The organism is Lysobacter sp. TAF61, from assembly GCF_052113485.1.
Classification (GTDB): Bacteria; Pseudomonadota; Gammaproteobacteria; order Xanthomonadales; family Xanthomonadaceae; genus Lysobacter_J.
On record NZ_JBFRDH010000001.1, the window covers coordinates 605,962 to 625,016 of the forward strand.

14 protein-coding genes are annotated in these 19,055 nt (G+C 66.0%); 7 read left to right on the top strand and 7 right to left on the bottom strand.

From position 1 onward, the window contains the following. Positions 1–27: 27 nt before the first annotated feature. Entirely contained in the window at positions 28–1,371 is a 1,344-nt protein-coding gene (locus tag AB4Y64_RS02700) for a TRZ/ATZ family hydrolase (protein WP_441814899.1), read from the bottom strand. Positions 1,372–1,493: 122 nt separating this feature from the next. Then, positions 1,494–2,060 (bottom strand): elongation factor P, encoded by a 567-nt coding sequence (gene efp, locus AB4Y64_RS02705; protein WP_441814900.1) that lies wholly within the window; start codon positions 2,058–2,060, stop codon positions 1,494–1,496. A 122-nt stretch (positions 2,061–2,182) separates the two neighbouring features. Here efp and epmB point away from each other — a divergent pair, with 122 nt between their 5' ends. Both epmB and AB4Y64_RS02715 read left to right on the top strand, forming a co-directional pair. After that, positions 2,183–3,283, top strand: coding sequence for an EF-P beta-lysylation protein EpmB (gene epmB, locus AB4Y64_RS02710; protein ID WP_441814901.1), 1,101 nt, complete (start codon positions 2,183–2,185; stop codon positions 3,281–3,283). A 221-nt stretch (positions 3,284–3,504) separates the two neighbouring features. Then, a complete protein-coding gene (locus AB4Y64_RS02715; protein WP_441814902.1) occupies positions 3,505–5,577 on the top strand; it encodes an EAL domain-containing protein in 2,073 nt (690 codons plus the stop codon). A 99-nt stretch (positions 5,578–5,676) separates the two neighbouring features. Here the strand turns inward: AB4Y64_RS02715 and htpX are convergent, their stop codons facing one another. Further along, entirely contained in the window at positions 5,677–6,582 is a 906-nt protein-coding gene (htpX, locus tag AB4Y64_RS02720; protein WP_441814903.1) for a protease HtpX, read from the bottom strand. A 112-nt stretch (positions 6,583–6,694) separates the two neighbouring features. Between htpX and gluQRS the strand changes: the two genes are divergently transcribed. The 3 genes from gluQRS (at position 6,695) to phaR (ending at position 9,104) form a co-directional block, all read left to right on the top strand. Further along, positions 6,695–7,633, top strand: a complete 939-nt coding sequence (gene gluQRS / locus AB4Y64_RS02725; RefSeq protein ID WP_441815218.1) for a tRNA glutamyl-Q(34) synthetase GluQRS — start codon at positions 6,695–6,697, stop codon at positions 7,631–7,633. Between the two features lie 81 nt (positions 7,634–7,714). Next, entirely contained in the window at positions 7,715–8,455 is a 741-nt protein-coding gene (gene phbB, locus AB4Y64_RS02730) for an acetoacetyl-CoA reductase (protein WP_441814904.1), read from the top strand. A gap of 145 nt (positions 8,456–8,600) precedes the next feature. After that, on the top strand, positions 8,601–9,104 hold the full coding sequence (phaR, locus tag AB4Y64_RS02735; protein ID WP_441814905.1) for a polyhydroxyalkanoate synthesis repressor PhaR: 504 nt from the start codon (positions 8,601–8,603) through the stop codon (positions 9,102–9,104). A 23-nt stretch (positions 9,105–9,127) separates the two neighbouring features. Here the strand turns inward: phaR and AB4Y64_RS02740 are convergent, their stop codons facing one another. Both AB4Y64_RS02740 and AB4Y64_RS02745 read right to left on the bottom strand, forming a co-directional pair. Next, positions 9,128–10,051 carry a M48 family metallopeptidase gene (locus AB4Y64_RS02740; RefSeq protein ID WP_441814906.1) on the bottom strand — a complete coding sequence of 308 codons (924 nt, stop codon included), beginning with the start codon at positions 10,049–10,051 and terminating at the stop codon, positions 9,128–9,130. Between the two features lie 77 nt (positions 10,052–10,128). Continuing rightward, positions 10,129–11,982 (bottom strand): SUMF1/EgtB/PvdO family nonheme iron enzyme, encoded by a 1,854-nt coding sequence (locus AB4Y64_RS02745; RefSeq protein ID WP_441814907.1) that lies wholly within the window; start codon positions 11,980–11,982, stop codon positions 10,129–10,131. Between the two features lie 86 nt (positions 11,983–12,068). On the opposite strand from AB4Y64_RS02745, the gene rnd reads away from it, so the two are divergent. Continuing rightward, positions 12,069–13,190 carry a ribonuclease D gene (gene rnd / locus AB4Y64_RS02750; RefSeq protein WP_441814908.1) on the top strand — a complete coding sequence of 374 codons (1,122 nt, stop codon included), beginning with the start codon at positions 12,069–12,071 and terminating at the stop codon, positions 13,188–13,190. A 323-nt stretch (positions 13,191–13,513) separates the two neighbouring features. Continuing rightward, positions 13,514–14,470: a formylglycine-generating enzyme family protein gene (locus AB4Y64_RS02755; protein WP_441814909.1), complete on the top strand. Its 957-nt coding sequence runs from the start codon at positions 13,514–13,516 to the stop codon at positions 14,468–14,470. Between the two features lie 664 nt (positions 14,471–15,134). Here the strand turns inward: AB4Y64_RS02755 and AB4Y64_RS02760 are convergent. Continuing rightward, a complete protein-coding gene (locus AB4Y64_RS02760) occupies positions 15,135–15,443 on the bottom strand; it encodes a hypothetical protein (protein ID WP_441814910.1) in 309 nt (102 codons plus the stop codon). Positions 15,444–15,476: 33 nt separating this feature from the next. Continuing rightward, positions 15,477–19,055: an Ig-like domain-containing protein gene (locus tag AB4Y64_RS02765; protein ID WP_441814911.1), complete on the bottom strand. Its 3,579-nt coding sequence runs from the start codon at positions 19,053–19,055 to the stop codon at positions 15,477–15,479.

A 19,055-nucleotide genomic window follows, 5' to 3' on the forward strand; every position in this document is an offset into this window, starting at 1 on the left:
GTCTCCCCGGGGAAGACAGGAGAAGGATCACGACAGGCGGATCGCCGCGATCCGCGTGCGCCACTGCTTGGCGTTGGCGACCAGCGCCTGCTCGTCGAGATCGACCAGCACCCGCCCGCGCAGCTTTGCCTGCCCGGCGATCCAGACATCGCTGACCTGCTGGCGGCCGGTGGCGTAGATCAGCTGCGAGATCACATGGTGCAGCGGCTGGGTCTCGATCTGGTTGAGGTCGACGCAGACCAGGTCGGCCTGCTTGCCCGCCTCGATCGAACCGACCTGGCTTTCGAAGCCCAGCGCGCGCGCGCCGCCAAGCGTCGCCGCATGCAGCGCGCTGGCCGCGTCGAAGGCCGAGGCATCGGACGCGACCGCCTTGGCCAGCAGCGCCGCGGTGCGGGTCTCGCCGAACATGTCCAGGTCGTTGTTGCTGGCGCAGCCGTCGGTGCCGATGGCGATGTTGACGCCGGCCTTCTGCAGCTTGCCGATCGGGCAGAAGCCCGAGGCCAGCTTGAGGTTGGATTCGGGGCAGTGGGCAATGCTGACGCCACGCTGCGCGCACAGCTCGATCTCGGCGTCGGTCAGCTGGGTCATGTGCACGGCGATCAGGCGATCGTTGATCAGACCGAGCCGGTCCAGTCGCGCCAACGGGCGCTGGCCGTGCTTTTCGTGCGACTCGCTGACTTCCTGCGCGGTCTCGTGGGTGTGCAGGTGCACCGGCACGTCGAGCTGGTCGGAGAGCATGCGGATGCGCTCGAAGTTGGCATCCGACACCGTGTACGGCGCATGCGGCGCGAAGGTGGTGCTGACGAGGGCGTCATCGCGCCACTGGTCATGGACTTCGCCGGCGCGGTCGAAGTACTCGTCGGACGACTTGGCCCAGGCGGTCGGGAAGTCGATGACCGGCAAACCGACGCGGGCGCGGAAACCGTGGCGCTTGTAGACCGCCGCCTGCACGTCGGGGAAGAAGTAGTTCTCGTTGGCGCAGGTGGTGCCGCCGCGCAGCATCTCGGCGATGGCCAGGGCGACGCCGTCGGCAACGAATTCCGGCCCGATCACCGCGCCCTCGACCGGCCAGATGTGGCCCTGCAGCCATTCCATCAGCGGCAGGTCGTCGGCAACGCCGCGCAGCAGCGTCATCGGGTTGTGGGTATGGGCATTGACCAGACCGGGGATCAGCGCCGCATCCGGGCGCGAGACGGTCTCGGCAGCGATGAAGCGGGTGCGTGCCTCGCGGCTCGGCAGCAGCGCCACGATGACGCCGTTGCGGACCGCCACCGCGTGGTCTTCCAGCACCACGCCGTGCGGCTCGACCGGCACTACCCATCCGGCTTCGATCAACAGGTCGCAGGCTTCGGGACGGGGGTCGTGGGTCATGCGCTTCCTTTGACTGGATCCCGGGCTTCGCCGCGATGACGGCAAAAGCCCATGGATCCCGGCTTTCGCCGGGATGACGATTTGGCAAAGCCGTGGCCGCTATGCGGCCACGGGCCAAAGCGTCACTTCACTCGGCTGACGTATTCGCCGGAGCGGGTGTCGACCTTGATGATTTCATCCTGGCCAACGAACAGCGGCACCCGCACCACGGCGCCGGTTTCCAGCGTCGCCGGCTTGCCGCCGCCGCCCGAGGTGTCGCCGCGCACGCCCGGGTCGGTCTCGACGATCTTGAGTTCGACGAAGTTCGGCGGCTGCACCGCGATCGGGGTGCCGTTCCACAGCGTCACGACGCAGGCTTCCTCGCCCTTGAGGTACTTCTCGGCGCCACCCATGCCGGCCTTGTCGGCCTGGACCTGCTCGAACGACTCCTGGTTCATGAAGTGCCAGTACTCGCCATCGGAATACAGGTACTGCATGTCGGTGTCGACGACGTCGGCCTGCTCGACGTTGTCGGTCGCCTTCATGGTCATTTCGACCACGCGGCCCGACTTGATGCTGCGGTACTTCACGCGGGTGAAGGCCTGGCCCTTGCCCGGCTTGACGTACTCGGTGTCGGTGATGATGCACGGGTCGTTGTTGACCAGGATCTTCTGGCCGTTCTTGACGTCGTTCATGCCCAAACTGGCCATGGGTGCAACTCCTGCTAGATGAATAAGTATTGGCGCCGGCCCGCCGCAATGGCGGCGGAGGCTAGAATGTCGGGTTGTTGTGCCCGGCCCTGGGGCCACGGCGCAAGAAAAACCGGTCCGACATGATACCCGCAGCCCCCACCCCCATGCAGCACGCCTCCTCGCACGCCCCCTTGCTCGCCCCCTTGCTCGCCCCATCGCACACCCCTCCCGCGCCGCGCTGGCAACAGCTCTGGCGTGAGGCCGTGCGCGACCCGCGCGAGCTGCTGGCGCTGCTGGGCCTGGAGTCGAAGGACCTGGGGTCGGAAGGCCTGGCGTCGAACATCTCCGACGCGGCCGCCGCGCAGTTTCCGCTGCGGGTCCCGCGCGGGTTCATCGCCCGCATGCGCCACGGCGACCGCGACGATCCGCTGCTCCGTCAGGTGCTGCCCCTGGACGCGGAGATGCAGCCGATGCCGGGCTTCAGCCTCGATGCGGTCGGGGACGGCGCGGCGAAGGCCGGCCACGGCGTGATCCGCAAGTACCGCGGCCGGGCCCTGCTGGTCACCACCGGCAGTTGCGCGATCCATTGCCGCTACTGCTTCCGCCGCCATTTCCCTTACGCCGAGGAGACCGCGGCCGCCGCCGGCTGGCGCGAGGCGGTGGCGCTGATCGCGCAGGACGATGACATTGAGGAGGTCATCCTCTCCGGTGGCGATCCCTGGTCGCTGGCCACGCCGAAGCTGGCCGAACTGACCGACGCCCTGGCCCGGGTCCGGCACCTCAAGCGCCTGCGCGTGCATACGCGCCTGCCGGTGGTGTTGCCCGAGCGGGTCGACGAGCCCCTGCTGGCCTGGCTGAGGGCCCTGCCCTGGCCGGTCACGGTGGTCCTGCATGCCAATCACGCCAACGAGTTCGACGTCCAGGTCGATGAAGCCCTGGCGCGACTGCGCGGCGCCGGCGCGACGCTGTTGAACCAGGCGGTCCTGCTGCGCGGGGTGAACGACTCCGTCGATGCCCTGGCCGACCTGAGCGAGCGCGGCCTGGCCGCCGGCGTCCTGCCCTACTACCTGCACCAGCTCGACCGCGTGCAGGGGTCGGCCCATTTCGAGGTCAGCGACGAAACCGCGCTGCGCCTGCATGGCGAACTGGCGGCACGCCTGTCGGGCTACCTGGTACCGCGGCTGGTGCGCGAGGTCGCGGGCGACACCGGCAAGCGCCCGCTCCACGGCCAGCCGTTGTAGCGCGGGCTGTTGCAGCGCCGGCTGTCATTCGGGGGTAGCCGGACGGCGCCACGATTGCCCCCCGGCGTTTCCATGTGTTTTCTTGAACGCCCTTCCCGCCACGGCGCAAATCCGGACGATGACCTTGCCTGCAAAACCCCGTCGCCAATCCCGTTTTCGTCGCTGCCGCGTGGACTCATCCGGCGGTTCGTGTCATAAAACCGGCTTGGGGAGGTGACGCAATGCAATTCGGCAAAGACACGGCGCTGCGCCTGCTGATCGTCGACGACAGCGTCGAGGCAGCCGAGGCCATCGTCAGCGGCCTGCGTAACAGCGGTATCGCGGTTCGACCATCGCGACCGGAAAACGATGGCGAACTGGCCACCATGATCGGGCAACACCCGCCGGACCTCGTGCTGGCGGCGCGCGAAGCGCGTGGCGTGCCGATCACCAAGGTGATGCAGGCCGTCGATGCCAGCGGCAAGGACCTGCCGGTGCTGATGCTGATCGACAGCATCGACGACACCCGCCTGCTCGAGATGTTCACCATCGGTGCCCGCGGCGTGATCCTGCGCGGCCACCCCGACCACATCCAGAGCCGGGTCCGCCGCGAATGGGCCGACCTGGAGGCACGCCGTGCGCTGCGCCGCCTGGAAGCCCAGGTCCGCGAGACCGAGCGCCGCTGCGATGCGCTGATCGACTCCTCGCGCGAGCCGATCGCCTACATCCACGAAGGCATGCACATCCGCGCCAATCCGGCGTACCTGGAGATCTTCGGCTTCGAGACCTTCGAGGACATCGAAGGCATGTCGCTGCTCGACCTGATCGCCCCGCAGCGGGTCGAAGGGTTCAAGCAGCTGCTCAAGCAGATCGGCAAGGGCGAGGCCCCGCCGCGCCACGAAACCGAGGCGCGGACGCTGGATGGCAGCCATTTCGCCGCGGTCATGGAATTCACCCAGGCCAGCTACGAGGGCGAATCCTGCCTGCAGGTGATCCTGCGCCGGCAGGAGATCGATCCCGAACTCGCCCGCGAGGTCGAGGAGCTGCGCCAGCGCGACCAGGTCACCGGCCTGCTCAACCGCGCCACGTTCCTGCGTGCGCTCGAGGACGCCGTCGCCGACGCCGCGCAGAACGCCACCCATCATGGCCTGCTGCTGGTCGAGCCGGACCACTTCAACCGCCTGCTCCAGGACATCGGCCTGGACGCCGCGGACTCGCTGATCGCGGCTATGGCGCAGCGACTGCGCGCTGCACTGGGTCCGGACGACGTCGCCGCGCGCTTTGGCGAGCACCAGTTCGCGGTGCTCACCAGCAACAGCGACCACAAGCGCAGCATGGGCCTGGCCGAAAGCCTGCGCAGTGCGTTCGCCGACCATGTGCTGGAGACGGCCGACCGCTCGCTCAGCACCACCGTCAGCATTGGCGGCGTGCTGATCGGCGAGAAGATCGCCAGCATCACCGCGGTGCTCGGCAAGGCCAGCCAGTGCATGCAGTCGGCCAGTGGCGTCGGTGGCAACCGCACCGACCTGTTCGATCCGGGCGCAGCCGATCGCGCCGAGGAAGAGCGCGTCGAAGCCTGGGTCGCGCGCATTCGCGAGGCGCTCGATGCCGACCGCTTCGTCATGGACTATCAGCCGCTGATCGGCCTGCACGGCGAGCCGATCGAGATGTACGAGGCCTACCTGCGCCTGCGCGGCGAGCACGGCGAGCTGGTGCCGCCGTTGACCTTCCTGCAGATCGCCGAGGAACACGGCCTGCTGTGGGAGATCGATCGCTGGGTGGTGGGCCGGGCCATCGCCGTCATCGGTGAGCGCATGCGCGCGGGCCGGCAGACGACGATGCTCGTCAAGATCACCCAGGCTTCGCTGCAGGACAACACCCTGCAGGTGTTCATCCAGGAGCAGTTGGCGCGCCATGGCGCCGACGGCGGCCTGCTGGTCCTGCAGTTGCCGGAATCGAAGGTGTTCACGCATCTGCGCGCGGCGCAGGAGTTCCAGGCCAAGGTCGCCGGCTATGGCGTGCGCGTGGGCCTGGAGCAGTTCGGCGTGGGCCTCAATTCGTTCCAGTTGCTGAGCCATTTCGACGCGGCACTGCTGAAGATCGACCGCAGCTACATGGAAGATCTCACCGGCAATCCGGACCATCAGCAGCGTATCCGCGAGATCGCCGAGAAGGCACGCGAGCTGGGCAAGATCACCATCGCCGAGTTCGTCCAGGATGCGGGCAGCATGAGCATCCTGTTCGGTGCGGGAATCGACTACGCCCAGGGCAACTTCCTGGCGCCCCCGGGGCCGACCATGGACTACGAGTTCTGACCGCGCGCAATCGCCTGCGGACACAAAAAAAGCCCGCCAACTGGCGGGCTTTTTCGTTCCGGCGCTATGCGGCGATCAGCTCGTCATGCAGCTCGACATTCAGCTCACAACGGTACCGCGCACCTGCTCGACCGGCGCATTGCGCAGCGTCTGGATGCGTTCTTCCAGCGGCGGGTGGCTCATCAGCAGCCTGCGCAGGCCGTGGCCGACGGCGCCGCTGATGCCGAAGGCCTGGACGGTCTTGGGCAGCGTGCTTTCACCGTAGGTCTGCGACAGGCGCTGCAGCGCGGCGATCATCTTGTCGCGGCCGGCCAGGCGGGCGCCGCCGGCGTCGGCGCGGAACTCGCGGTGACGCGAGAACCACATCGCGATCATGCTGGCGAACAGGCCGAAGATCATGTCGAGCACGAACACGATCACGTAGTAGCCGATGCCCGGGCCGCCTTCGCGGTTGCCGCTGAGGTAGCTGTCGATGACGCGGCCGACCACGCGCGCGAGCACGATCACGAACGTGTTGAGCACGCCCTGGATCAACGCCATCGTCACCATGTCGCCGTTGGCGACGTGGCTGACTTCATGGCCGAGCACGGCTTCGGCTTCGTCGCGGTTCATCGCGCGCAGCAGGCCGGTCGACACGGCGACCAGCGAGTTGTTGCGGCTCGGGCCGGTGGCGAAGGCGTTGATTTCCGGACCATCGTAGATGGCCACTTCCGGCATCTTGATGCCGGCCGCTTCGGCCTGGCGGCGCACGGTGTTGACCAGCCACTGCTCGGACTCGTTGCGCGGCTGTTCGATGACGTGGGCGCCGGTACTGCGCTTGGCGATCCACTTGGACGTCATCAGCGAGATCAGCGAACCGCCGAAGCCGAATACGGCGGCGAAGACCAGCAATTGTCCGGTCCCTTCCAGACGGATGCCCATGCTTTGCAGCACGGCCATGACGACGCTGAGCAGGGCCAGGACCGCCAGGTTGGTGGCGAGAAACAGGGCGATGCGTTTGAACATGACTGGAACCTTTCGCGCACCATGCGCGTTACCTACGAAAAATGTGGCACGCTGGCGTTGAATTCAAGTGAAACCGCACGCGAACGCTTTGCCTGACGAGTCCGCAGTGTCCCTGACGCCTGCCCATTACCGCGGCCGCTTCGCGCCCTCGCCCACCGGCGACCTCCACTTTGGCTCGCTCCTGGCCGCCTTCGGCAGCTGGCTGCTGGCGCGCCAGGCCGGTGGCCGCTGGCTGGTCCGTGTCGAGGACCTGGACCCGCCGCGCGAGGTCGCCGGCGCCGCCCGGCGCCAGCTCGATACCCTCACCGCGTTCGGCCTGCATTCCGACGAGGACATCCTCTGGCAGAGCCGGCGCGGCGCTCTTTATCAGGCCGCGATCGACCGCCTGCTCGAGCAGGACCGCGCCTTCCTCTGCCATTGCAGCCGCACCGACCTGGCCGTCGCCGGTGGCGTGCATCGCACCTGCGTGGCGCGGCCGCCACGCCCGGACCCGGCGGTGCGCCTGCGCGTCGCCGACGGCAGCGTGGTCGAGTTCGACGACCTGATCGTCGGCCACTACCGCCAGGACGTGGCCAGTACCGTCGGCGACTTCGTGCTGCGGCGCGCCGACGGCTTCTGGGCCTATCAGCTGGCGGTGGTCGTCGACGATGCCGCGCAGGGCATCACCGATGTCGTCCGCGGCGCCGACCTGCTCGATTCGACCCCGCGCCAGATCCTGCTGCAGCGGGCGCTTGGCCTGCCGACGCCGCGCCATGCCCACCTGCCGCTGGTGCTCGGGCCGGACGGGCGCAAGCTGTCCAAGTCCGACGCAGCCCAGCCGGTCGACCGCGACGACCCGTTGCCGGCCCTGCGCGCGGCCTGGCAGCGCCTGGGCCAGGAGCCGGCCGTGCTGGCCGATGCCGGTGGTCTGGACGATCTGCTCGCCCGCGCCGTCAGCGCGTTCGTGCCGGCGAGGATCCCGGCTGCGGACCCGGCCGAGCCGTCGCCCGGGCGCGAGTTGTCATTTGCGTCCGTCACCATGGCGCAGATGGAGGCAGGCGATGGCAACTGACCTTTGCTGCAGCTTCCAACGCCCTAGAATCCAATCGACCGGCCGCGGCCCGAGCGGTCCGGCACTCCCAGGAGAGACACCATGCAGTCACGCGTAGCCCTGGTCACCGGCGGAACCGGTGGCATCGGCAGTTCGATCGTCCAGCGCCTGGCGCAGACGGGTCATCGGGTCGCCACCAACTACCGTGACGAAGGCCGCGCGCGCGCCTGGCAGGAGAAGATGCGCGAGGCCGGTGTCGAGGTCGCGCTCGCCCCGGGCGACGTGTCCTCGCCCGAGCAGGCGCAGGCGCTGATCGAGCAGATCGAACGCGACCTCGGCCCGATCGAGGTGCTGGTCAACAACGCCGGCATCACCCGCGATTCGACCTTCCACCGCATGACACCGATGCAGTGGAACGAAGTGATCGGCACCAACCTCAACTCCTGCTTCAACGTCACCCGGCCGGTGATCGAAGGCATGCGCGAGCGCAAATGGGGCCGGATCGTGCAGATCAGCTCGATCAACGGCCTCAAGGGCCAGTACGGCCAGGCCAACTACGCCGCGGCCAAGGCCGGCATGCACGGCTTCACCATTTCGCTGGCGCGCGAGAACGCCCGCTTCGGCATCACCGTCAACACGGTATCGCCGGGTTACGTGGCGACCGACATGGTGATGTCGGTGCCGGAGGAAGTCCGCGCCAAGATCGTGGCCGAGATCCCGACCGGCCGCCTGGGCACGCCCAACGAGATCGCCTACGCGGTCGGCTTCCTGGTCGCCGAGGAAGCGGCCTGGATCACCGGCTCCAACCTCGACATCAACGGCGGCCACCATATGGGCTGGTGAGGAATGGAGCGGGAACCGGGAGGAACGGATTCCCGCTCAGCCAGCAACACTGTCCCCATTCACCTGCCAACCTGTCATCCGCCTGTTGCAAGCCCTGCCGGCCTGAGCCATGCTGCGAAGCACCACGATTTAGAGCCAATGCTCCATGGCATCGATGCGCGTCATCAAGAAGTATCCGAACCGCCGGCTCTACGACACTGAAATTTCCAGTTACATCACCATCGAGGATGTGCGACAGCTGATCGTCGATGGCGAGGAGTTCGAAGTGCGCGATGCGCGCTCCGGCGACGACCTCACGCGGCAGGTGCTGCTGCAGATCATTGCCGAGCACGAGCAGGACGGCGAACCGGTCCTGTCGACCCAGCTGCTGAGCCAGATCATCCGTTTCTACGGGGATTCGTTGCAGGGCTTCATGGGCAGCTACCTGGAGCGCTCGATGCAGGTCTTCCTCGACCAGCAGCAGCAGTTCCGCAACCAGATGGGCGGCATCCTCGGCCAGACCCCGTGGGCGCTGATGAACCAGCTCACCGAACGCAACCTGGCGATGTGGAACGAGTTCCAGCGCAACCTGTCGAGCAACGTCGGCCAGAGCCCGACGCCGCCGGGCGCAGCTAACAGCAGCAAGCCCAAGGCTGATACCAAGCGCTAAGCGTCAGGGGGGACGGGGCACCTTCACTTCCCCTGATTGCCGCAGAACTGCGCGCGGAACTGCTCCGCCTGCGGCATCAGCGACTGCAGCACCTGGATGCGATTGGCCGGATCCGGGTGGGTCGAGGCGAACTCCGGCGGGCGCCCGCCGCCTTCCAGCGCGGACATGCGCTGCCACAGCGGGATCGCTTCGTGCGGGTCGTAGCAGGCCGCCGCGGCCAGCATCAGACCGACCTTGTCGGCCTGGGTCTCGTGATTGCGGCCGTACGGCAGGATCAAACCGTACTGCGCGCCGGCTCCTAGCGCGGCCATGATCGCCTGCTGCTGGCCCGGGTCCATCCCGCCGACCGCCATGCCGGCGGCCATCTGCCCCATCTGCACCAGCTTCTGCTGGGCCATGCGCTGCGAGCCATGGCGCAGCAGGGCGTGGGCGATCTCGTGGCCCATCACCACCGCCATCGCGTCCTGGGTCTTGGCCACGGGCAACAGGCCGGTGTAGACCGCCATCTTGCCGCCCGGCAGGCAGAACGCGTTGACCTGGTCGGACTGGATCACCGCCACGTCCCACTGGAACGCCTGGTGGTCGACCGGCACGTCCTGCTTGTTCTGCGCGGCCAGCGCCGCGGTGACCTGCGGAACACGCGCGATCAGGCGCTGGGCGATCTCGCGGATCTGCTGGCTGACCTGGGAGTTGGCGGGCAACAGCGCGCCCTGCGCGTTGGCGTCGCCGAGCACCTGCTGGAAGGCCTGGGACCCCAGCTGCACTTCTTCCTCGGCGGTGGTGCCGTAGTGCGCGGTCTCGCCGGTGTAGGGGTCGACCTTGGCGCTGCCGAACCACTGCCACGCGGCATAGCCGGCAAAGAGGATCAGGATCCACCAGCGCATGCCACCGAAGCCACGCCGCGGCCGGCCCTGCTGTTGCGCACCACCAAAGGGATCGGTCCTCATCGCGCCCTCTCCTCATCCGTCCTGGATTGTGTCGTGCAGCTTGTGTGCAGCTCGTGCGTGAAGTTCATGCCGTCCGCTCAGATCTCGCGCACCACCCGGAAACCGATGCGCGCACTGGTGACATTGCCGTCACTGCCCTGCCGCCACGCCGAACGCGTCTGCGCCGGCGAGCTGGCCCAGGAACCGCCGCGTATCACCCTCGAACGGCAACCGGGGTTGAGCCAGGCCGCGCCGTCGCGGGGCGCGCGCCGGTAGGTGTCGTGCCAGCAGTCGGCAACCCACTCGCTGACGTTGCCCGACAGGTCGTGAACGCCGAATGCATTGGCCCGGTAGCTGCCGACCGGCGCCGGTCCCCAGGCGCCGTCGCCGTAGCCGGCGAACGCGTTCTGCCAGCGGCGCCCGCTCGGCGAGACATCCAGGCCGCCGGTGAAGTTGCCCGCGCGCACCGGCGGCGTGCCATCGCCCCAGGGATAGCGGCGGGCATTACCAGCGCGCAGTGCGTATTCGAACTCGGCCTCGCTGGGCAGGCGGTAGCGCTGCCCGGTCTGCGCCGACAGCCACTCGGCATAGGCCTGGGCGTCCTTGGCGCTGACGTGGATCACCGGCATGTCGTCGCGGGCCGGATTGCCGGCGTAATCGGACTGCCAGTCGACGTTGCCGCGACGGACGAAATTGCCACTGCGCTCGTCGTAGGCATTGGAGTAACCGCGCCGGCTGGCGCGCGCGCGATGCTTGGTCGCGGCCATGAAGCGACGGAACTCGCCAACGGTTATCTCGGTGCGCGACATCGCCAGCCCGCGCTCGAAGCGGATGTTGCGCAGCGGCCGGTCGGCGTCGCTGGAATCGATCTCGCCCTCCGGCGCGCCCATGCGGAACGCGCCGTGCGGGATCACCACCAGTTGCGGCCCGCGACCACCGCCCTGCATTGCGTCGGTGAAGGCCTGGCCGGGCCGGAACAGGCCGTAATGCGTGGCCAGGTCGATGCGTTCGCGCAGCTCGCGCGCGGCCGGGTCGCCCGCCGGGGCGATCCGCAACAGCACCGCCAGCAGGCGCCGGGCTTCGTCGACGCCGGCGTTGCGGGTCAGCACGGCCACGCCGGCGTCGCGCAGGGCGTTGACGCGGGCGATGCGCTGCATCGCCACGCGGGCGCGCGCGTCGTCCACGCTGGAGAAACCCGGCCGCACTTTCGCTGCGGTGTCGAGCTCGCGCTGTGCGCCGGGGTAGTCGTCGTGGTCGGCGGCGACTTCGGCGCGGCGGATCAGCGCGCTTTCCACCGCGGCGATGCCCTGGTTGGCGCGCTGGTCGCCCGGGCGCAGTTCCAGTGCCTGGTTGAAGTAGGCCAGCGCGGTGTCCTTGCCGCCATCCACGCCGAGGCGGCCTTCATTGATCGCCTCTTCGCCAAGCCGGTTCGCCTCCTGCGCCTGGTCGGCGCGGTCCAGCCGTGCAAGGTAGGCCGCGACCTTGGCGTCATCGGGAGCGATCGCACGGGCGACCGCGCCCACCTCGTGCGCACGGCGCAGCGACAGGGGATCTCGGTCGATCGCGGCCAGCGCCTCGCCACCCTTGCGCAGCAGGCTGGCAGTGGCGCGGCGGAACCCCGCTTCCACCGCCGCGTCGTCCGGAGCAAACCGGCGCAGCGCCAGGTACAGCGGGATCGCGTCGTCGGCGTCGCCGGACAGGCGACCTTCCTTCAGCGCCGCGGCGGCCCTGGTCTTGAGTTCCTTGAAGTTGCCGTCGTTGACCTCGACCACCGGCGCGCGCCACGGCGGCACTGGCGACACCGCCTGGTCGGCACTGATGGTCACGATCGGCGCGCGCGCGCCGGCGGCTTCGCGGGACGGCCCCGCGGGCTCGCGCGAACAGCCCGAGCCCAACGCCAGCATGGCGGCGAAAGCCAACAGCGGTGCGCGCAATCGTCCTCCTCGCCACATGCCAGGTCACTCGGGTGCGTCGAAAGTAGGCTATTGTCGCCCGCCGCGGCAACCTTGCCGACCCCTTACCCGCTTACCATCGCCACATGCCTGTCGCCTGGATCACCGACCCCGCCGCCCTGCGCGCCCACTTCTCCACGCTGCCGGGCGCCATGCCGCCGGCGCGGATCGGGCTGGACACCGAGTTCATCCGCGAGCGCACCTACTGGCCGCAGCTGGCGCTGGTGCAGCTCGCCATCGAGCGCGCGGGAAGCGACGAGCCGGACATCCTGCTGGTCGATCCGCTGGCGCCGGGCATCCTGGCCGCGCTGACGCCGATCCTGGCCGACGAGTCCATCGTCAAGGTCATGCACAGCCCCAGCGAAGACCTGGTGGCTTTCAAGCATTCCTGCGGCGTCGTGCCCAAGCCGCTGTTCGACACCCAGCTGGCGGCCGCACTGGCCGGCATCGGCGCCGGCGTGGGCTACCAGAAGCTGGTCGAGCAACTCACCGGCATCACCCTGGCCAAGGGCGAGACCCGCTCGGACTGGCTGCGTCGCCCGCTGTCGGCGGCCCAGCTCGAATACGCCGCCGACGACGTGCGCCACCTGTTCGAAATGCACGACCAGCTGCAGCACCGCCTGCAGGAACTGGAGCGCAGCCAATGGCTGGCCGAAGACGCCATGCGCACCGTCGTCAACGCCGAGAACGAAGGCCCGGAACGCTGGCCGCACGCGACCATGCGCAGCGCCCAGTTCCTCGAGCGCGACGCCCAGCTGCGCCTGTTGCGCCTGCTGCGCTGGCGCGACACGTACGCGCGCGACAACGACCGCCCGCGCAACTGGATCCTCGACAACGAACTGGCCGTCAACCTTGCGCGCAATCCGCCGATGGATCGCACCGGGTTGCAGCGCGATCTCGACGCGCATCCGAAGGCGCCGCGCAAGCTCGGCGATGCGGTGTGGGCTGCGTTGAACACACCGTTGGCCGATGAGGCCGATGCGCCCGACGCCAACCAGGGCGACAACCGCGACAAGCAGCGGTTGCGCAAGCTGCAGGACGCCGTTGCCGCGCGCAGTGCCGAACTCGGGCTGCCCGATGGCGTGCTGGCTTCGCGTCGCTGGCTTGAAGCGCTGCTCGATCGCGGCGAATGGCCGGAGGCGCTGTCGGGTTGGCGGCGTGAAGCGCTCGAGCCGGGCATTGCGCCGTTGCTGGCGGCGCAGGACTAGGCCCAGGCCCCGGGGCTACCGCACTAGCGGCCAGGACCTGGCTCGGCAAGCCGGTCTTCAAGTAAACGGCGGCGGGCGCCGCCATGCCCGAAACCATGGCGACGAAAGCAGTAGCCAGATTGTCGTGTTTGTCATATGCCCCCTCCCATTCGGCCCGACGCAGGCTGCCCAACCGAACCCCAGTGCCGATAGGCAGGCAGGCCGGTGGGGGGCAGTCAAGTGGGAATTCTTCTTGCCGCGGGAATCGGCCCATGGGGCGGATGCAAACTCCTCACTCGCGGTTACCTACAATCCAGCGCTTCCCTGGCTTGCAGCGTCGGCATATGCGTCTGAACGCATGGTATTTCATCGCGGTGCAGCTTCTCATTTCCGTCGCGGTCGCGGCCGCTCCGTTGACGACAAAGGAGGCTGTAAATGACGCAATGCGCCGCGGTGAAGCGGGGGTGACATTCCAGGAGTGCGCGCAGTGCCCGGTGATGGTCATCGTGCCGCGCGGACACTTTGAAATGGGTTCGCCGGATTCAGAACCGGGCCGTGGAAAAGACGAAGCACCGCTCCACCGCGTGTCAATCGACTACGTGCTTGCAGTCAGCGTCTACGAAGTGACACTGGCGCAGTACCTCGACTTCACTGCCGCGTCCAAGCGGGCAGTCGGCGGCGACTGCATAACCGACAGGGTGAAGATCAACGACTGGCAACCTGATGCCGCCACGACCTATCTCGATCCCGGGTTCTCACAGGCGCCGAACCATCCGGTCGTGTGCGTGAGTTGGGAGGATGCTCAAGCCTACGTTGACTGGATCAATATGCAGACAGGCGGAGCCTATCGATTGCCCACCGAGGCGGAATGGGAGTACGTGGCCCGCACCGGCAGCCAGCACGCGTATCCCTGGGGCGACAGCGCAGACGACGGCTGCAAGGACGCCAACAATGGTGACGTGAACTTCGCAAAGAAGTATCCGGATGCCCAGTTGGCGCATTGCGACGATGGATCGCAGCACACGGCTCCTGTCGGAGGCTATCGGCCCAATGCGTTCGGGCTGTATGACGTGATGGGGAACGTCAACGAGTGGACACTGGATTGCGGCGCGCCAGATTACTTTCACGCACCGACGGATGGCAGTGCACAGCTCGCGAGGGGATGCGACAAGCGCATCACCCGAGGGGGTTCCTGGGGCACGACAGCGAAAGACACCCGGTCAGCAAACCGAATGCGGTATTCGGCCGGGGCCAGGGATGACTCAATCGGTTTCCGATTGGTGCGGGTCATGGCTAAGTGATACAGCGGCGCTGAGCTGCCTGGTAGACGACCTCTCGTGCTGGGAGCACGGGACCTTCGCAATGCTCGAAGGTGCGCGGGTGTTCCCGTAAGTGGCTGTAAGTGCCAGGTTGGGACACCTCCCCCCGAAAAACGGTGTTTGGGGGCGGATCATCCGCATTGGGGCGATGGGACGGCTTGAACCCAAGCCTGGCCACGTTTCCGACGTTCCCTACCCCGTCTTGGCAGCCGCCCCGGCGTGCCGCTAGAATCGGCCGCATGGGGCGGTAGCTCAGCTGGGAGAGCGTCGCGTTCGCAATCCACCTCAGCGGCTGATTTTCCGATAGGAAATCGCCTCACCAAACAAGGATTTGCCCGAGCACCCGCCAGCGAGCGGGTGTTTTCGTAAGTGGCAGGCCTTCCGGGGCACAGGAATGGCCCGATCAGGCCTCATTCCTCACTGGGCAGCCGACCATCGCCTTCGCAACCCACCTCAGCGGCGGATTTCTCGATAGGAAATCGCCTCGCCAAACAAGGATTTGCCCGAACACCCGCCTAGTGCGGGTGTTTTCGTAAGTGCCAGCCCGGAACCGGCTTTCGATCACCACCTGCAGAGGAGACAGGGCCCTCCGAGCAAAGGCTAGCGGCCGCGACGGGTCGGCTATTACTGATGGGGAGACACCGCATTACTTCTCCTCAACCAGCCAAACATCACTATCCAACGCCCTGATATCTAGCTCATACCCGTCCCGCCTTCCGACAATGCGAATCTCGTTAATATCTAGGAGACTTTCAAGAAAGGCCCCAAATTGATTCGGGCTGAACTGGAATCCCTTATCCGACAATTTCACCGCGTGCTCGAGTTCAAGCGCGGACATTTCACTGTCAACTCTAGTCACACCATCAAACTCATAGAGTGTCCAGACCAGATCATTCGGGATTCGAAGCCGGCACAGCAGATCTTTAAGCAGAATCTTGGCATCGCCATCCCACATCGAAATCTCTGAAGTTTTCAATCGCAAGCCCTCTTACTGCTCTATGCGTAAGCTACTTGTGGTCCCGCCAGGACCAGCAGCTTTTGACGCTTGATCGACCATCGTTGGCGGCGGCGATAGCGGTTCGGCCTTGCCACGTTGCTTCGTTCCCCCTGACTTGTTCTCCTTGTAGGGATGCTGGTGCGGGTTACCGTGCCCTTCACGACCACCGTGATCAGTGAAGTCAATATCTCTCACAGGCTTTCCATCAGAATCGAACTCTCGCGCTTGAGGGTATTTGCCGTTGCGACCCTCTTTTGATCCAAGCTGGGTATGGGGCCCACTCGCGCCCTCCTCGGGCGCGGGCTCACCATTCGGCTTTCTCGGCAACGGCCGGTCAGGGAACGCATCCCCTGCCTTTGAGTCTCCAGAAGGGCTTCCCCCATCCGAAGACTCATTGTTGACGATCAGGTAGTCAATTGCCGCAGCTCCAGCGAACGCAATGCCCCAACCGACCCATTTCGGCCAGGCAGCGTCAGTAGGTTCCGGGACTGCCACGTCAACTTCGAAGGCGCCACCAACTACAGCAAGGGCGCTCCGACCGTCTGGATCCGAAAAACGGTATGGACTGTTATTCGCGTACCAATAGCGATTGAAGTTTCCACCGGTATTACTATCGGTCGCCACTGGATCGACCGACAGGAACCTCCCAATCTGAGGGTCGTAATAGCGCTGCTGCATGTACGTCAGCCCGGTCGCCGCATCCATCACGTGACCGGTAAACCCAGGGCCGTCAATGGCCCCACTGCTGGCCTCGCCATACGGCGTGTAGGTATTGCGCTTGGTAACAGCCCCCGTTGAATTCGTCTCAGCCACCGGGCTGCCCAGTGCATCCGTATGCTGGTAGTCGATCGTCACCGTGCCACTGCCCCATGCTACGTGCCGTGCTGCCAACTGCGTGTTGCCCAGGTAGATGTAAGCCGTGTTGCGACTCTGGCGCGCCTCCGAAGCGAACAGCACCTGCCCGGCTTGACTGTATTGCCAGAACGTGTACTTACCATCCTGGTCGGTGGTCTGCACGCGACGGCCTAGACCGTCATAGCGGTAATACTGGACCCCAGTAAGCTGGGTCAGTCGGTTCGCGACGTCGAACACCAACGTCTGTCCGTTCTTGCTGTTTACATTGCCATTGGCGTCGTAACCAAGAACGACCTGAGGCACGCCGTTTGGATCATTGATCTGGGCCAAGCGCTGGTTGCTGGAGTAGCTATACCGGTAATGCCTAGATCCCTGGTCAACCTTGACTAGATTGTCCACGCCGTCGTACACGAAGGCCGCGTCACCCCAAAGGCCGGGCGCGACGGCCACCTGCAGCCGATCACGGCTGTCATAGGACATGCCACGCGTGGTCAGCCCACCCTGCGCCTGGTCAGTGATATCGGAGACATTGCCGTTCTTGTCAAAGATGTAACTGTCGTCCAAGACGACCGTGCTTCCGTAGGCATCGCGACTGCGTGCAGGCAACTGACGCGCATTCTGCGTCATCGTGTGCAGGACTCCGTTGCCGTAAGTGAACTGGTAGATGGCCCCGTTCGGGTAATAGCTGATACCAGTCGCGTAGGCCCCAACCTGCCGGGGTTGACCCAACGCGTTAGGCGAGTACCCGACCACCTCAAGATCCGGATACTGCAGGCTGCTAAGGTGGCCATTGGGGTTGTAAGCGTAATTTGTCGTGAACAGCAGGCTCGGCGAGGCCTCTTCCACCGACTCCGTCACCAACATCCGCCGTTTGTTGTAGCTGTATCGGTTTATCACCGGCCCGACGCCAGGATTGTTTGCCGAGATGGTCGCGACTGCACCATCCGGGAAGTACGTCGTGACTATGTCGGCAGCGGCGCCAGGGGTCAGCATGCTGAGAACGCGATTTCTTGCGTCGTAGCTCCGGGTGATCTTGGCGCTGCCCGGAACGCTGCCCCGGTCGCATGTGGCGGACGTCAAGCTGCTGCCCTGGACGCTCCAGGCAACATTGCTGGCCCCGTCATAGTCAACGATTGTCGCACCCGTTTCCGGCTCGATCGTCTTACACGGGCGCTCATAGCTGTCGTAGACATAGGATCGGGTGACCGACAGGTTTCCAGCGGGAGCGGTGACCGTCACCGCCGCAGCAATCGAAGTCGTAGAAAGACCGAGATTGTCGGTCGCCTTGGCGGTCAATGAGTAGCTGCCCGGGCCAAGGTTCGCCAGGGAGACGCTGTAGGGTGGACTGGTGGCGGTCGCGAACAGGGCTCCATTCGAGAAGAACTCGACCTTCGCGACACTGCCGTCCGCATCGCTCGCGTTGGCGCTGACAGTGAGGTTCGCCGGTGCTGTCGCTGCCGATCCATTCGCCGGAGAGGTCAGCGACACCGTAGGCGCTCCGTTGGCTATCGCGGACACGTTGACTACGGACGATGTTGTCACAGCGTTGTAGTTGTCATACGCCTTGGCCGTCAACGCGTAGTTGCCGACCCCAACGTTTGCATAGCTGAACGAGAACGGCACCACCGTGTCGGTATTGATCAGCGTGGCGCCGGAATAGAACTCCACTTTGCTGATCGAGCCGTCACTATCACTGGCACTCGCATTGAGAATGAACGTCGCCGGCGCGATCGCGCTGGCGTTATTGCCCGGGGTCGTCAGCGAAACGGTTGGCGGGGTATTGATAACCGAAACGGTCGCCCCACCTGACGTTGTGTTGGCGTTGAGGTTGTCGTAGGCCTTGGCGGTGATTGTGTAGCTGCCGGGACCTAGCCCGGAGTAGGCATAGGTGTATGGCGCTGCAGTATCGGTATTGACCAACGCGCCGTTGGAGTAGAACTCGACTTTGCTGATGGAACCATCGCTATCGCTGGCATTGGCCGAAAGCGTGAAACTGGCCGGTGCCGGACTCGACGCGCCATTGGCTGGCGCCGTCAACGTTGCCGAAGGTGGGCTGTTGCTGCTAACAGTGACTGCGGCGGAGGTCGCGGTGACGCCGTGGTTGTCCGTCGCCTTGGCCGTAAGCGCATAGTTTCCAGCCCCCACTCCAGACCAGGAGTATCCAAACGGAGCGCTGGAGTCAGAGTTGATCAGGCTACCGTTGGCGTAGAAGTCGACCTGCATGATCGTGCCCGTGCTGTCGCTGCCGGACGCGGCGATGGAGAAGGTGGCCGGCGCCTGTCCGATGGTGCCACCGGAGGGCGAAGTCAACGAAATGCTGATTGGGTTCGTAACCGTGACAACCACGGGAGCCGAGTTGGACTCGCCTGCGGCATCCTGGACCGTCGCCCACACCGTATACGTCCCAGGCAGCATGTTCGACTTGGTGTAACTCCAAGGCGAAGCGGTGTCGGTGAAGGACGGCTGCCCGTCCACAATGAAGTAGACCTTGCGACCCGGGCAGTTGACGCCGGTCACCTGCGCATTGAATGTGAAGCTCGCCGGCCCGACGGCAGATGCGCCGTTTGCGGGCGACGTCAGCGCGACCTCGGCAATCTCCTCGCAACTGGCCCTGGATTGCTGAGGCCACACTCCCGCGAGGATCACCAGAATCCCGGGCACGACGCGGCCGAGCAGACGACGGCAACCCGGACCAGTCCTGAAATTGGTCTTCAT

Coding starts and splice junctions, on each gene's coding strand:
- AB4Y64_RS02700 (WP_441814899.1), bottom strand. CDS start 1,371: ATGACCCACGACCCCCGTCCCGAAGCCTGCGACCTGTTGATCGAAGCC.
- efp (WP_441814900.1), bottom strand. CDS start 2,060: ATGGCCAGTTTGGGCATGAACGACGTCAAGAACGGCCAGAAGATCCTG.
- epmB (WP_441814901.1), top strand. CDS start 2,183: ATGATACCCGCAGCCCCCACCCCCATGCAGCACGCCTCCTCGCACGCC.
- AB4Y64_RS02715 (WP_441814902.1), top strand. CDS start 3,505: ATGCAATTCGGCAAAGACACGGCGCTGCGCCTGCTGATCGTCGACGAC.
- htpX (WP_441814903.1), bottom strand. CDS start 6,582: ATGTTCAAACGCATCGCCCTGTTTCTCGCCACCAACCTGGCGGTCCTG.
- phbB (WP_441814904.1), top strand. CDS start 7,715: ATGCAGTCACGCGTAGCCCTGGTCACCGGCGGAACCGGTGGCATCGGC.
- phaR (WP_441814905.1), top strand. CDS start 8,601: ATGGCATCGATGCGCGTCATCAAGAAGTATCCGAACCGCCGGCTCTAC.
- AB4Y64_RS02740 (WP_441814906.1), bottom strand. CDS start 10,051: ATGAGGACCGATCCCTTTGGTGGTGCGCAACAGCAGGGCCGGCCGCGG.
- AB4Y64_RS02745 (WP_441814907.1), bottom strand. CDS start 11,982: ATGTGGCGAGGAGGACGATTGCGCGCACCGCTGTTGGCTTTCGCCGCC.
- rnd (WP_441814908.1), top strand. CDS start 12,069: ATGCCTGTCGCCTGGATCACCGACCCCGCCGCCCTGCGCGCCCACTTC.
- AB4Y64_RS02755 (WP_441814909.1), top strand. CDS start 13,514: ATGCGTCTGAACGCATGGTATTTCATCGCGGTGCAGCTTCTCATTTCC.
- AB4Y64_RS02760 (WP_441814910.1), bottom strand. CDS start 15,443: ATGTGGGATGGCGATGCCAAGATTCTGCTTAAAGATCTGCTGTGCCGG.
- AB4Y64_RS02765 (WP_441814911.1), bottom strand. CDS start 19,055: ATGAAGACCAATTTCAGGACTGGTCCGGGTTGCCGTCGTCTGCTCGGC.